Below are 13,658 nucleotides of genomic sequence, written 5' to 3'. Positions count from 1 at the left end.
GGTCTGGCTAATTTGATTGGATGGAGCAACATGCGATTACTCATTACTCTCGGCGCCTTGCTACTGCTCGCCGGTTGCGCCAGCCAGCGCAGCAACGAACCGGCACCGCGCCCGCCGGCCGAAGTGAAAGCGGAAATCGTCCGCCTGCTGCCGGCAAAAACCGCCGACCGTCAGGGCTGGGCCACGGACATCTACGCTGCGTTTGCCGCACAAGGCATCAGCACCACCACGCAGAATCTGTGTTCGGTACTGGCTGTGGCCGAGCAGGAGTCGACTTTCCAGGCCGACCCGACGGTGCCCGGGCTGGGCAAGATCGCCCGCGATGAAATCGATCGCCGCGCCGCCAAGGTGCACATCCCCGGCCTGCTGGTCAGCGGTGCTTTGCAGGTGCGCTCGCCGAATGGTAAGACCTACAGCGAACGCCTGAATGCCGCGCGCAGTGAAAAGGAGCTGAGCGCGATTTTCGACGACTTCATCGGCATGGTGCCGATGGGCCGTACGCTGTTCGGCGGCTTCAACCCGGTGCACACCGGCGGGCCGATGCAGGTCAGCATCGAATTCGCCGAGGAGCACGCCAAGGATTATCCGTACCCGGTGGACGGCACGATCCGCCGTGAAGTGTTCAGCCGGCGCGGCGGCATGTATTTCGGCATCGCCCATTTGCTCGGTTACCCGGTGAACTACCGTGAGCCGCTGTATCGCTTCGCCGATTTCAATGCTGGCTGGTACGCCAGCCGCAATGCGGCGTTTCAGAACGCGGTCAGCCGCGCGTCCGGCATTCCGCTGACCCTGGACGGCGACCTGATTCGCTACGATTCGATCATGCCCGGCAGTACTGAACTGGCGGTGCGCACCCTCGGCAAGTCGCTGGGCATGCGCAACCCGACGATTCGCGATCAACTGGAGAAGGGCAAAACCCTGGAATTCGAAGAGACGAAACTCTATCAGCGTGTGTTCGAACTGGCTGAGCGGGCCGAAGGCAAGGCGCTACCGCGTGCGCTATTGCCGGGAATCGTGCTGCAGAGTCCGAAGATCACCCGCAAACTCACCACAGCCTGGTTTGCCAAGCGCGTGGACGAGCGCTACAAGCGCTGCATGGCCAAGGCCGGATAAAACACGCAGACATAAAAAACCCGGCTGCGGGAGCCGGGTTTCTCTGCGGTGTTGCGCTTGCAGTCATGCATCAGGCAACGCGGCGTTCGATCAGGCGATCCGAACCACCTTCGGCAACGCGGCGTTCGATCAGGCGATCAGCGCCACCTTCAGCAACGCGACGTTCGATCAGACGATCAGCACCACCTTCAGCAACGCGGCGTTCGATCAGACGATCAGCACCACCTTCGGCAACGCGGCGTTCGATCAGACGATCAGCGCCACCTTCAGCAACACGGCGTTCGATCAGACGATCAGCACCACCTTCGGCAACACGGCGTTCGATCAGACGATCAGCGCCACCTTCAGCAACACGGCGTTCGATCAGGCGATCCGAACCGCCTTCAGCCAGACGGCTTTCAATCAGTTTGTCCGAACCGCCCTCGGCGATCATGGTGTGCGCCGGAGTGGCGGCGAAAGCGTTTACTGCAAAAACCGAGAAGGCGATGCTGAGAAGAGTCTGGCGTTTCATGATGGTGTGCTCCGGGGTGTTGTTGGTTGGTATGGAGCTGATGTTACGCCCGGATTTTTTTATGAGAACTTCATTGCCGTGATGATGAACATCGACGGCGATGATGATTAATGTAGGAGCTGCCGAAGGCTGCGATCTTTTGATCTTGATTTTGAGAACAATCAAAAGATCGCAGCCTTCGGCAGCTCTTACAGAGGAACGTCAGAGCACCTTCACCGCACGCCCGATCGCCTGAATCGGCCCGGTCGGCTTGCCGATCGGCGAGCCGTTGGCGCCTTCCAGCGTCAGCTCAAACAGCTGGTTGGGTTGCAGCGGCGGCAGTTTGTCCAGCGGCACCGACAACGCCTGCCCCGGTTTGACCAGGCCCAACGACACCGGCCCCGACCAGCCGTCAGCCTTGGTCCAGAATTCCAGCGCCTTGTCCGCCGGCACGTCGACCACGCCCAGCGGAATCAACTGGATCTCACGTGCATTGCTCGCCTGAATCACCCAGCCCGGCGCCTTGTCCTGCGGCGCCACCAGCACCACCAGATAACTCGGTTTAGGCGCAGTCTGGGTCAGCAGGATCGTGCCGAGCATCAAGGTCGCCGCCAGCCCGGCGGCGCTCAGACCGCGCCACAGCGGCAGCAGGTTCCACCAGGAGGTCAGCGGTTTGCTCACCGTCAGCCGTTCGAGACTGCGCTCGATGCGAGGCCACAGCTGCGCCGACGGTTGCTGAGGTTCGGTCAGATCGGTCAGCTCCAGCAGGCGCCGCTCCCAGGCATCCACGGCTGCACGCAATTCGGGCTCGTCGGGCAAGCGCCGTTGCACTTCGATGCGCTGCTCGAACGACAGCGTGCCGAGCACGTATTCGCCGGCCAGTTCATCCCGTTCCTGCGCTGATTCGCCGGTCATCCCATGCACTCCCGCAAAGCATTGAGGCTGCGCTTGATCCACGCTTTGACCGTGCCCAGCGGCGTGTCGAGGCGCGCGGATATCTGCGCGTGGCTGTAACCGTCGACGTAGGCGTGGAGGATGCAGCTGCGCCGCTGCGGTTCCAGTTGTTCGAGGCAGCGATGAATGCGAGCCGAGTGAACATCGACCGCCTCATCAGGCGCGGCGGCCTCATGTTCTTCGCTGAACGGCGTTTCCCGACTTTGCTTGCGCAGCTGATTCAAGGCCAGATGCCGGGCCACGCTGAACATCCAGCCCCGCGCCGACCCGCGCGCCGGGTCGAACCCGGCGGCGCCGTTCCAGATCTTGATGAACGCCTCATGCACAATGTCCTCTGCCAGCGCCGTATCGCGCACCAATCGCTTGGCTACGCCGAGCAAGCGCGGGCCTTCCTGCACATACAGATCGCGCAGAGCCGCGCGCTCTCCCCGGGCACAGGCAGCGAGGCGGGCTTCGTAATCGAAAACGGATTCGGCTAAAGGCATGGGGTGCAATCTAGCTCACATTTCCCGGAACCACACAGATCCCCTTGTAGGAGCTGCGGCACGCTGCGATCTTTTGATCTTGCTTTTTAGAAGACAAATCAAAAGATCGCAGCGTGCCGCAGCTCCTACAGGAAATTTGTGACACATCCGAAATCAGTTCGCCGCCCAGAAAATATAATCCGCCTGGTACTTCACCATTTCCTGCTTGCCCTTGTTCGCCATCGTGCATTCGCTGCCCGGCGCCACGCCGCCCTTGAGCGCAACACGCTGGATGTAGCTGACCCCGGTCATCGCGCCTTTGCCCTCGGCCGGATTGGCCTTGACCAGTTGATAGGGCAGGTTTCGCGGGCTCGACGGCGCCACGGCCAGTTGTGTGCCGGTGACTTTCGAACCGTCCTTGGCTTGCCAGGTAGCAGGCGGGCCGAAATAGGTGCCGACCTGTTTGCCGCTGCGATCATTGAGCACCGCTTTCGGGCCGACAAAGGTCCACTCGGTCTGCCCGGCCATATTGGGTTTGTCGCGGCATTCGTAGGTGATCTCGCCAACCCCGGTGGTTTCCAGGGCAATCTTGTGCCCGTCCGGCACCTTGATCGCGTCGGGATAACTGCTCTGGGCGAAGGTGGTCGCGGTGAAGGCGAGCAAACCGGTGAAGCCAATCAGCTGGGTGATGTTCATCCGATGATTCTCCGAAAAGGTAGTGCGCTGACAGCACCAGAGTGGGCTGTTACAGGGACTACCCGTGACGGAGGCGATTGGATGCAGTGCCGGAAAAATAAATTTCAAACACAAAGATCAAACCTGTGGGAGCGAGCCTGCTCGCGAAAGCGTCGGGTCAGTCAGCACTTATGTGACTGACGCACCGCATTCGCGACCAGGCTCGCTCCCACAAGGCTCTCTGTAAGGCTTGAGGCCCGAGGCTTTCAGTAACTCTTGGGTGTACGGATGTTGCGGCGCGGCGAAGATCTCGCGCGACGATCCTTGTTCAACCACCTTGCCATCCTTGATCACCATCAAGTCATGCGCCAGCGCATGCACCACCGCCAGATCATGGCTGATGAACAGATAAGTCAGCCCGTGCCTGATCTGCAACTGGCGCAACAACTCCACCACCTGTTTCTGCACCGTTCGATCCAGCGCCGAGGTCGGTTCGTCGAGCAGGATCAGCGCCGGTTCCAGCACCAGTGCGCGGGCGATGGAGATGCGCTGGCGCTGGCCGCCGGAAAACTCGTGTGGGTAACGATGGCGGCTCTGCGGATCGAGGCCGACTTCCTCAAGCACGCGGATCACCGCTGCTTCACGCTCGGCCTCGCTGCCGATGCCATGGGTCAGCAGGCCTTCGGCAATGATCTGCTGCACCGACATGCGCGGGCTGAGGCTGCCGAACGGGTCCTGGAACACCACTTGAATCTGCCGGCGCAACGGGCGCATCAGGCGCTGATTGAGCAGGCTCAATTGCTTGTTGCCGAACCGGATATCGCCCTCTGATTCGACCAGTCGCAGGATCGCCTGCCCCAGCGTCGACTTGCCCGAACCCGACTCGCCGACAATGCCCAGGGTCTTGCCGCGTTGCAGGGTGAAACTGACCCCGTCCACCGCTTTGATGTAATCCTGCTGGCGGCTGAAGAATTTTTTCGGCAGGGGAAACCACACCTTCAAGTCATCGACTTCCAACAGATTGTGCTCGTATTCACTGGGCACCGGCACGCCGCTCGGCTCAGCTTCGATCAACAAACGACTGTAGGGATCCTGCGGCGCACGAAACAGCGTTTCGCAGTCGGCCTGTTCAACGATCTCGCCTTGACGCATCACGCACACCCGCTGAGCAATGCGCCGTACCAGATTGAGGTCGTGACTGATCAGCAACAACGACATGCCGAGGCGCTGCTGCAGTTCGATCAGCAGTTCGAGAATCTTCTGTTGCACGGTCACGTCCAGCGCCGTGGTCGGCTCATCGGCAATCAGCAGTTCCGGCTCGTTGGCCAGCGCCATGGCGATCATCACCCGTTGCCGCTGACCGCCGGAGAGCTGATGCGGATAGGCTTTCAGACGCTGTAACGGTTGGTGAATACCAACCAGTTCCAGCAGCTCGAGCGTCCGTGCACGAGCGGCGCGGCCCTTGAGGCCCTTGTGGATTTCCAGCACTTCGCTGATCTGTTTTTCCACCGTGTGCAACGGGTTCAGCGAGGTCATCGGCTCCTGGAAGATCATCGCAATGCGATTGCCCCGCAGACCGCGCATCTGCTGTTCGCTGGCGTGCAGCAAATCTACGCCGCTATAGCGAATCGCGCCGCTGCTGCTAACGCTCTTGCCCGGGAGCAGACGCAGGATCGAATGCGCCGTCACCGACTTGCCCGAGCCGGATTCACCGACCAGCGCCAGACACTCGCCACGGCGAATGTCGAGGTTCACACCGTGCACCACTTCCTGCCCGGCGAAGGCCACGCGCAGGTCGCGAATTTCAATCAGGTTGTCTTGCATGTCAGCTCCTCGGATCAAAGGCATCTCGGCACGCTTCACCGATGAAAACCAACAAAGACAGGATCAACGCCAGGGCAAAAAACGCCGTCAGCCCCAGCCACGGTGCCTGCAGATTGCGTTTGGCCTGGCCGATCAACTCGCCCAGCGACGCGGTGCCGGCGGGCATGCCGAAGCCGAGAAAATCCAGCGCGGTCAGAGTGGCGATGGCGCCGGTGAGAATGAACGGCAGGTAGGTGAGGGTGGAGGTCATCGCGTTCGGCAGAATGTGCCGGCGCATCAGTTCGCTGTCGGTCAGGCCCAGCGCCCGCGCGGCTTTCACGTACTCCAGATTGCGTCCACGAAGAAACTCGGCGCGCACCACATCGACCAGCGCCAGCCAGGAAAACAGCGCCATGATCCCCAGTAGCCACCAGAAACCCGGCGAGACGAAGCCGGACAGAATGATCAGCAGGTACAGCACCGGCAACCCCGACCAGATTTCCAGTACGCGCTGCCCGAGCAAGTCGACCCAGCCGCCGTAATATCCCTGTAAAGCCCCGGCGAGAATGCCGATCAACGCGCTGATGGCGGTGAGGATCAGCGCGAACAGAATGGAAATCCGTGTGCCGAAAATCACCCGCGCCAGAACATCGCGAGCCTGATCATCGGTGCCCAGCCAATTGCTCGATGACGGCGGGCTGGGCGCCGGTTCGGTGAGGTCGTAATTGACCGTGTCGTAGCTGAACGGGATCGGCGGAAACAGCATCCAGCCGCCCTGATCCTCGATCAGTTTGTGAACATAGCTGCTGGCGTAATCTGGTTGAAACGGCAGCTCGCCGCCGAAATCGGTTTCCAGGTAATCGCTGAGGATCGGAAAGTAGAAAGCGTCGTGATAACGAATCACCAGCGGCTTGTCGTTGGCGATCAGCTCGCCACCGAAGCAGATCAGGCACAGGCCGATAAACAGCCACATTGACCAGCGCCCACGGCGGTTGGCCTTGAATTGCGCGACGCGGCGCTGGCCCAGAGGCGACAGTGTGAACATCAGGCAGTCCTCGCCGAGAAATCGATGCGCGGGTCGAGCAGGGTGTAGCAGAGGTCGCCGATCAGCTTGATCAGCAGGCCGAACAGGGTGAACAGAAACAGCGCGCCGAACACCACCGGATAATCCCGTGACACCGCCGCTTCGTAGCTCATGCGCCCGAGGCCATCGAGATTGAAGATGGTTTCGATCAGCAGGGAGCCGGCGAAAAACACTTCGATCAGCGCCGACGGCACGCCGGCCACCACCAGCAGCATGGCGTTGCGAAACACATGGCCGTAAAGCACGCGCCTCTCGGTCAGGCCCTTGGCTCGTGCGGTGACCACGTACTGGCGACTGATCTCGTTGAGAAAGCTGTTCTTGGTCAGGATCGTCAGCGTGGCGAAACCGCCGATCACCAGCGCAGTAACCGGCAGCACCAGGTGCCAGAGATAATCGCCGACCTTGCCCAATGTGCCGAGGCTGTCGAAGTTGTCCGACACCAGCCCCTGCACCGGAAACCAATTGACGTAGCTGCCCCCGGCGAACACCACGATCAACAGAATGGCGAAGAGAAACGCCGGCATCGCATAGCCGACGATGATTGCGGTGCTGCTCCAGACATCGAAGGCGCTGCCGTTTCTGATTGCCTTGCGAATGCCCAGCGGGATCGAAATCAGGTAGGTGATCAACGTCGCCCACAGGCCCAGCGACAACGACACCGGCAGTTTCTGCACGATCAGGTCGGTGACCTTGGCGCCGCGAAAGAAGCTGTTGCCCAGATCCAGTTGCGCGTAGTTTTTCAGCAGCAGCCATAGACGTTCGTGCAGCGGTTTGTCGAAGCCGTAATGGTGTTTGATTTCTTCGATCAGCGCCGGATCCAGACCTCGGCTGCTGCGCCCGGCACCCCCGACCGCCGCAACTTCGCCGCCACCGCCCATGCTGTGCCCGCCGAAGCCTTGCAGGCGGGCGATGGCTTGTTCCACCGGCCCGCCGGGCGCGGCCTGCACGATAAGAAAATTCACCACCAGAATGCACAGCAGCGTAGGGATGATCAGCAGCAAACGGCGACTCAGATAACGCAGCATGTCACTGCCCCCCCGCTAGCTGAGCGCTCATTTGCTGAGTCGTCAGGGGCCTGGCCGAGACTTCCCACCAGGTGTTGAGGCCTTCGTCGTACGCCGGTTGTACGGGCGGCATGCCGAAACGGTTCTGATACACCGTCGGCGTGCCTTTGGAGTAGTAGTTGGGAATCATGTAGTAACCCCATTGCAGCACCCGGTCGAGAGCGCGGGCGTAATGCACCATGGCTTCGCGGCTGTTGGCCTGGACCAACCCGTCGAGCAGTTGATCGACCGCCGAATCGGCCAGCACCATCGCGTTCGAGCTGCCGACTTGCGTGGCACTTTGCGAGCCATACAGGCTGTACAACTCGCGGCCCGGGGAGACGATCGGATCGCCACTGCGCGGGAAAGCGCAGACGATCATGTCGTAATCGCGGGCGTTGAGACGGTTGATGTATTGCGCCGAATCGATCCGTCGCAGATTGAGCGTGATACCGATCTGCGCGAGGGTGCGTTTGAACGGCAGCAGCATGCGATCGAAGCCGCCCTGACCGTCGAGAAAGGTGAATTCCAGCGGCTCGCCCGCAGCGTTGACCAGGCGATTGTGTTGCGCCGTCCAGCCAGCCTCGGCGAGCAGCTTCAAGGCTTGCAGTTGCTTGTCGCGGATGTAGCCGCTGCCATCGGTTTTCGGCGCCTGATACACCGTGGTGAAGACCTCGTCGGGGACTTGCCCTCGCAGCGGTTCGAGGATCTTCAATTCTTCGGCATCAGGTAGCGCGGTGGCGGCCATTTCACTCTTCGGCCAGAAGCTGTTCTGGCGCACGTAAAAGCCGCGCATCATCTGCTTGTTGGTCCACTCGAAATCCCACAGCAGGCTGATCGCCTGACGCACGCGGCGATCCTGGAAGATCGGGTTTTGCAGATTGAACACAAAGCCCTGCGCCGCCGTGGGTTTGTCCGGCGCCAGAATCGCCTGCTGCAAGCGACCGTCGCGCAACGCCGGGCTGTCGTAGCCGACCACGTATCCGGACGAGGAGAACTCGCGGTTGTAGTCGAACGCACCGGCCTGCAGCAGTTGGCGAGCGACGTCGGTGTCACCGTAGAAATTCACCGTCAGGCTGTCGAAGTTGTACATGCCGCGACTCACCGGCAGGTCCTTGCCCCACCAGTCCGGATCGCGCTGGAAACTGATGCTGCGCCCGGCGTCGACCTTGCTCACCCGGTACGGGCCGCTGCCCAGCGGTGGCTCGAAACCGCCGCCATTGGCGAAGTCACGGGTTTTCCACCAATGCTCGGGCAGCACGCGCAGCGTCGCCAGATCCAGCGCGAGGGTGCGATTGAGGTTGTTCTTGAAGGTGAAACGCACCTGTCGCGGGCCTTCGACCAGCACGTCCTGCACGTCGGCATATTGCTGGCGATAGCTCAGGCTGCCCTTGGTCATCAGCAGGTTGAAGGTGTAGCGCACGTCTTCGGCGGTGATCGGCGTGCCGTCGGCAAAACGTGCCTTGGGGTTGAGGGTGAAGCGCACCCACAAACCTTCCGGGTCGCGTTCGATCTGCTGCGCAACCAGAGCGTAAACCGTGTAGGGCTCATCCAGCGAACGGAACGCCAGCGGCGCGTATACCCAGTCATTGATCTGCACCACGGAAATGCCCTGATCGGCGTATGGCGTGATGTAGTTGTACTGACCGATCTCCATCGACGCACGGCTGAGCGACCCGCCCTTGGGTGCGTCGGCGTTGACGAAATCGAAATGCTTGAAGCCGGCCGGATACTTCGGCGCCTCGCCGTACACCGTCAGCGCGTGACTGCCGGCGGCCAGCGCCGACGCCCCGAAGCACAGCAGCGCACTGCCGAGCAGCAGGCCCGCCATGTTGCGCAAAAAAATCATGAGGTCACTCCTTAATCCCTGAATGCACACAGATCAAACTGTAGGAGTGAGCCTGCTCGCGATGAGGCCAAGTCAGACCCTGCTGGGTTGACTGAAAAAACGCTATCGCGAGCAGGCTCACTCCTACAAGGGGTGTGGTGTTAGCGGTCAGAAGTGATACGTCATGCGCGCAAACAATGTTCGGCCCAGCGGGTCGGTGTAGCGCGGGTCATAGCCGCTCTGGAAGTTGTAGGCCTGGTTGGAGAACGGCGGGTTGCGGTCGAAGACGTTCTTCATCCCGGCATCCACGTCGAGCACTTTGTTGAAGGTGTAACCGGCCGACAGATCCCACACCGAATACGACGCCACCCGCGCGTGCGTCTCGCGATCGTAATCGTTGTAACCGGTGGTGAAGCGGTTGGTCAGCGCCGCCCGTGCCGCGCCGAAGGTCCAGCTACCGGTGAGGTTGTGCTTCCAGCGCGCGATCACGCCGTCACCCTGAAAGTCGCCGACCTTGTCGGTGAACGGACCTTTGATGGTGCTCTGGAAGTCGTACTCGTCGACATAGGTGCCTTGCAGGCCGAGGCCGAACTGACCGTAAAACGTGTTCGGGAAGCGATAGTCGAGCGACACGTCGACACCGTTGGTTTCGACGATGCCTAGGTTGGCGTTGCCGGTGACGATGTAGTTGAGCGTGCCGTCGGCGTTGCGCACGAAACGGTCCGGGTAGGATCCGGCCTGATCGAACACGGTGGATTCCGGGAACGGCTGGATCTGGTTGGAGATGTGAATCCACCAGAAATCCAGACCCACCGACAGATTGCTGATCGGCTGGTAGACGAAACCCAAGGTGACGTTGCGCGCCTTCTCCGGGGCCAGATCTTCGTTGCCGCCAATCTGATTGAGAAATTGCTGACCGCAATCGCGCCCGCCGTTACCGCCCGGTTGCACCACGCCGCCGGTACACAGTGCCGGGTCGTTGTAGTAACCCTGAGTGAAAGTGATGCTGCGCGGCGAATACAGTTCGTACAGCGACGGCGCGCGGAAACCTTCACTGTAGGCACCACGCACCACCAGCTCTTTCAACGGCTGATAACGGAACGAGTATTTCGGGTTGGTGGTGCTGCCGAAGTCGCTGTATTTGTCGTGACGCACAGCGGCGGACAGTTCGAGGCTGTCGAGCACTGGCACGTTGATTTCCGCATAGGCGGCTTTCACGCTGCGATCACCCTCAACGCTGCCGGCCGGGTCGATGCCCAGGCTCTGGATGTCGCCGGCGAACGACTCGAAATCCTGATGGAATTTCTCCTTGCGGTACTCGCCACCCAGCGCCAGACCGGCAGGACCGGCACCGAACCAGTCGCCGATCTCACGGCTGACGCGGCCGTCGAAACCGGCGACGCGGCCCACGGCTGTGGAGTAGGCGCCGTGGTACGCGGCGGCGTCGATGTACTGCTGACCGGCAGCGGTTTGCGGGCCGAACGGGTTGAGCAAGCCGCTGGCCAGACCGTCGATCATCGCTTGGTCACTGACGTAGCCGCTGGTGACGCTGGAAACGATTTTGTTCTGGTTGTACGAGGCGCCGACGTTGTAATCCCAACCGCCGACCAGACCATCGAAACTGAGCAGGAAGCGCTGGCTGGTGTTCTGGTCTTTCGATTCACGCGGGCCAGCGGCGGTCTCACGCCAGTTGACGTCGACCGGTTGCGTCGGGTCGAGGGCGAAATCGGTCGGTGCCGGGGTGATGCCATTGCCGGGGTAGTACGGCGACGAGGAATCCAGGCTCAGTCCGGTCAGTGGCGCCGGGCCGACAGCGACGGCGTTGTTGTTGCGCGACCAGAAGTATTCGAGGTTGGCGTTGTGTTCATCGCCGAGCTTGGCGGTGGTCTTGCCGAAGAATGAGGTCTTCTCGGTTTGCGGCACCAGATCGATATATTCGCGGGTGCTGAAACGGCACAAGCCGTCGCGGGCGATCAGGTTGGGGCCGTTGCAATTGCTGTTGGCCAACGGGTTGGTGGCGTTGCCGTTCTGGCTGTAGTTGCCCGGGAACGCGGTGCCGGAGGTCTGATCGAGACCGCGACCGGGCGCGTAGTCGGTGGCGAAGGAGCGGTCGTTGGCATCGAGGTTCTGCTGTTTGTTGTAGTTGAACACGCCGAGGACGTTGAAGCGGTCTTCTTCCAGATCGCCGTAGCCCCAACTGGCGCTCATGTCCTTGGTCGCACCGCCACCGCTGTGGGTCGGTGTTTCACCGCCGAGGGTCAACGCGCCGTCGGTGAGGGATTTCCTGGTGATGAAGTTGATCACACCGCCGATAGCGTCGGTGCCGTACAGGGCCGAGGCGCCGTCACGCAGCACTTCTACGCGTTCGATGGCGGCAAACGGGATCATGTTCAGATCCACCGCGCCGCCGGCCGAGTTGGTGCCGGACAAGGCATTGTTGGCCAGGCGTCGACCGTTGAGCAGCACCAGCGTTTTGTTCGCGCCGATGCCGCGCATGTCGGCGAAGGACGCCCCGCCGGTGGCCGCGCCGACCGAACCGGCGCTGTTGTTGATCGACTGACTGCCAGTGATGCGCTGGACCAGTTCGGCGGTGGTGGTCACGCCCTGTTTGCGCAGCTCGTCAGCCTTGAGAATGGTGATCGGTACCGCCGTTTCCGCATCGACCCGGCGAATCGCCGAACCGGTCACTTCGACCCGCTGCAGTTGCGTGGTCGGCGCGGCCACGACAGCGGCTGCCGGCGTGGCGCTGTTGTCGTCCTCGGCCGCTTGCACGGTCCCGGCGCCCATCCCCATGGCCACCAGATACAGCGGAACAAAACGGTGGCGAGACATCGTTGCCACCAAAGGTTTGAGCGTGAAGCGTGGAGTGTTCATCAGCATGGTTGTTTCCGATTTTCAGACGTTATCGAATTGGCCTTGTGAGCCGCTCATTGCTCCGCTTCCGGTGATACCGCGCGCGGAAAACCACTTTCTTCAAGCAAGCCGATCCCTCCGAAGACGCGTGGCGTTTTTTTCGGTCGGCCGGGTGCGACGGGATTCTTTTTCAGCGGTGCCGGCGGGTGCTCTCAAGGGCCGCCAACACCGCACTCAGTGGGTGGTCATCACCGAAATCTTGCTGATGCCCGAGCGTTCGATCGATGCCATGGCCTTGGCCACCTGGCCGTAGTTGACGGCGGCATCGGCCTGTAACTGCACGCGCACCTCGGCGTCCTTGGCCTTGACTTCCTTGAGGCTGGCCTCGAGGGATTCCGGGGCCAGTTCGGTCTTGGCCAGATAGAACTTGCCGTCCTGATCGACGCTGACCACCACCGGATCTTTCTTTTCGGCGGGCGCCACGGCGTCGGTTTTCGGCAGGTTGACCTTGATCGCGTTGGTCATCAGCGGCGCGGTGACGATGAACACCACCAGCAACACGAGCATCACGTCGACCAGCGGCGTGACGTTCATTTCGCTGAGCACTTCATCGCTGTCTTGAGTGGAGAACGACATCAGCTGGCCTCCCGCACGGCGGCCGTGCTTTTGCTGGCGATGGCCTGACGGCTGATGGAAAACGCGCTGCGCGAGGCGAGGGCGTCGAAGTCGTGGGCGAAGTCGTCCATATCCGCCGAGGCGAGTTTCAGCCGACGCAGGAAGAAGTTGTAGATCAGCACTGCCGGCACCGCGACGGCGATGCCCACGCCGGTGGCGATCAGCGCGTGGCCTATAGGCCCGGCGACCGCTTCAAGGCTGGCCGAGCCGGTTTCGCCAATGCTTTGCAGGGCTTCCATGATTCCCCAGACCGTGCCGAACAGGCCAATGAACGGTGCGGTGCTGCCGATACTGGCGAGGATCGCCTGGCCGTTTTCCAGCGAGCGACGTTCCTTCTGGATCTGCTGGCGCAGGTTACGCTCCAGACGATCGGAACGGTTGATGGTGTGCGCCAGTTGCTGAGTGGTGCGCGGCGAATCTTCCACCAGCAGGGCTTCGAAACCGCTGCTGGCGATGCGCGCCAGCGAGCCCGGATACTGGCTGGCGTGTTCGGCGGCGGTGAGCAGGTCAGGCGCGCTCCAGAAGGCTTTGGTGAACTGTTTGTTCTGCGCTTTCTGGCGCAGGTACTGGGCCGACTTGACCAGCAGGATCGCCCAACTGACCACGGAAAACAGCACCAGACCCCAGAGCACACCGGGGACAATCATCGAAGACAGTGAATCGTTCATGGCTACAC

General features: G+C 61.5%; 12 protein-coding genes. 1 reads left to right on the top strand and 11 read right to left on the bottom strand.

The genetic code is table 11. From position 1 onward, the window contains the following. Nucleotides 1–30 precede the first annotated feature (30 nt). Complete coding sequence (locus J2Y90_RS22870; protein ID WP_253503587.1) at nt 31–1,113, top strand: DUF1615 domain-containing protein; 1,083 nt, start codon at nt 31–33, stop codon at nt 1,111–1,113. Nucleotides 1,114–1,183: 70 nt separating this feature from the next. Here J2Y90_RS22870 and J2Y90_RS22865 read toward each other — a convergent pair whose 3' ends face one another. The 11 genes from J2Y90_RS22865 to J2Y90_RS22815 all read right to left on the bottom strand — a co-directional run bounded on the left by J2Y90_RS22865 (nt 1,184) and on the right by J2Y90_RS22815 (nt 13,650). After that, nucleotides 1,184–1,624 (bottom strand): phage infection protein, encoded by a 441-nt coding sequence (locus tag J2Y90_RS22865; RefSeq protein ID WP_253503584.1) that lies wholly within the window; start codon nt 1,622–1,624, stop codon nt 1,184–1,186. Nucleotides 1,625–1,825: 201 nt separating this feature from the next. Beyond that, nucleotides 1,826–2,518 (bottom strand): anti-sigma factor, encoded by a 693-nt coding sequence (locus tag J2Y90_RS22860; RefSeq protein WP_253503581.1) that lies wholly within the window; start codon nt 2,516–2,518, stop codon nt 1,826–1,828. Then, entirely contained in the window at nt 2,515–3,042 is a 528-nt protein-coding gene (locus J2Y90_RS22855; RefSeq protein WP_253503578.1) for a sigma-70 family RNA polymerase sigma factor, read from the bottom strand. Before J2Y90_RS22855 ends, J2Y90_RS22860 begins: the two co-directional genes overlap by 4 nt. Nucleotides 3,043–3,195: 153 nt before the next feature. Then, nucleotides 3,196–3,717: a DUF3455 domain-containing protein gene (locus J2Y90_RS22850; RefSeq protein ID WP_253503576.1), complete on the bottom strand. Its 522-nt coding sequence runs from the start codon at nt 3,715–3,717 to the stop codon at nt 3,196–3,198. A gap of 168 nt (nt 3,718–3,885) precedes the next feature. Then, nucleotides 3,886–5,520: an ABC transporter ATP-binding protein gene (locus J2Y90_RS22845; RefSeq protein WP_253503573.1), complete on the bottom strand. Its 1,635-nt coding sequence runs from the start codon at nt 5,518–5,520 to the stop codon at nt 3,886–3,888. A gap of 1 nt (nt 5,521) precedes the next feature. Continuing rightward, complete coding sequence (locus J2Y90_RS22840; RefSeq protein ID WP_253503570.1) at nt 5,522–6,544, bottom strand: ABC transporter permease; 1,023 nt, start codon at nt 6,542–6,544, stop codon at nt 5,522–5,524. Continuing rightward, nucleotides 6,544–7,608, bottom strand: coding sequence for a microcin C ABC transporter permease YejB (locus J2Y90_RS22835; RefSeq protein ID WP_253503566.1), 1,065 nt, complete (start codon nt 7,606–7,608; stop codon nt 6,544–6,546). The genes J2Y90_RS22840 and J2Y90_RS22835 overlap by 1 nt, the downstream gene beginning before the upstream one ends. A 1-nt stretch (nt 7,609) precedes the next feature. Beyond that, nucleotides 7,610–9,475: an extracellular solute-binding protein gene (locus J2Y90_RS22830; RefSeq protein ID WP_253503563.1), complete on the bottom strand. Its 1,866-nt coding sequence runs from the start codon at nt 9,473–9,475 to the stop codon at nt 7,610–7,612. A 147-nt stretch (nt 9,476–9,622) separates the two neighbouring features. After that, nucleotides 9,623–12,334 carry a TonB-dependent receptor gene (locus J2Y90_RS22825; RefSeq protein ID WP_253503560.1) on the bottom strand — a complete coding sequence of 904 codons (2,712 nt, stop codon included), beginning with the start codon at nt 12,332–12,334 and terminating at the stop codon, nt 9,623–9,625. Nucleotides 12,335–12,541: 207 nt separating this feature from the next. Further along, complete coding sequence (locus J2Y90_RS22820; protein WP_016775377.1) at nt 12,542–12,943, bottom strand: ExbD/TolR family protein; 402 nt, start codon at nt 12,941–12,943, stop codon at nt 12,542–12,544. Further along, nucleotides 12,943–13,650, bottom strand: coding sequence for a MotA/TolQ/ExbB proton channel family protein (locus J2Y90_RS22815; RefSeq protein WP_253503557.1), 708 nt, complete (start codon nt 13,648–13,650; stop codon nt 12,943–12,945). The genes J2Y90_RS22820 and J2Y90_RS22815 overlap by 1 nt, the downstream gene beginning before the upstream one ends. Between the last annotated feature and the right edge of the window lie 8 nt (nt 13,651–13,658).

It is taken from the genome of Pseudomonas koreensis (assembly GCF_024169245.1).
Lineage (GTDB): Bacteria > Pseudomonadota > Gammaproteobacteria > Pseudomonadales > Pseudomonadaceae > Aquipseudomonas > Aquipseudomonas koreensis_F.
This window is presented reverse-complemented; position numbering and strand designations above follow the sequence as displayed.

Excerpts from the sequence above, each read along its gene's own strand:
- J2Y90_RS22870 (WP_253503587.1), top strand. The coding sequence starts at position 31 with ATGCGATTACTCATTACTCTCGGCGCCTTGCTACTGCTCGCCGGTTGC.
- J2Y90_RS22865 (WP_253503584.1), bottom strand. The coding sequence starts at position 1,624 with ATGAAACGCCAGACTCTTCTCAGCATCGCCTTCTCGGTTTTTGCAGTA.
- J2Y90_RS22860 (WP_253503581.1), bottom strand. The coding sequence starts at position 2,518 with ATGACCGGCGAATCAGCGCAGGAACGGGATGAACTGGCCGGCGAATAC.
- J2Y90_RS22855 (WP_253503578.1), bottom strand. The coding sequence starts at position 3,042 with ATGCCTTTAGCCGAATCCGTTTTCGATTACGAAGCCCGCCTCGCTGCC.
- J2Y90_RS22850 (WP_253503576.1), bottom strand. The coding sequence starts at position 3,717 with ATGAACATCACCCAGCTGATTGGCTTCACCGGTTTGCTCGCCTTCACC.
- J2Y90_RS22845 (WP_253503573.1), bottom strand. The coding sequence starts at position 5,520 with ATGCAAGACAACCTGATTGAAATTCGCGACCTGCGCGTGGCCTTCGCC.
- J2Y90_RS22840 (WP_253503570.1), bottom strand. The coding sequence starts at position 6,544 with ATGTTCACACTGTCGCCTCTGGGCCAGCGCCGCGTCGCGCAATTCAAG.
- J2Y90_RS22835 (WP_253503566.1), bottom strand. The coding sequence starts at position 7,608 with ATGCTGCGTTATCTGAGTCGCCGTTTGCTGCTGATCATCCCTACGCTG.
- J2Y90_RS22830 (WP_253503563.1), bottom strand. The coding sequence starts at position 9,475 with ATGATTTTTTTGCGCAACATGGCGGGCCTGCTGCTCGGCAGTGCGCTG.
- J2Y90_RS22825 (WP_253503560.1), bottom strand. The coding sequence starts at position 12,334 with ATGCTGATGAACACTCCACGCTTCACGCTCAAACCTTTGGTGGCAACG.
- J2Y90_RS22820 (WP_016775377.1), bottom strand. The coding sequence starts at position 12,943 with ATGTCGTTCTCCACTCAAGACAGCGATGAAGTGCTCAGCGAAATGAAC.
- J2Y90_RS22815 (WP_253503557.1), bottom strand. The coding sequence starts at position 13,650 with ATGAACGATTCACTGTCTTCGATGATTGTCCCCGGTGTGCTCTGGGGT.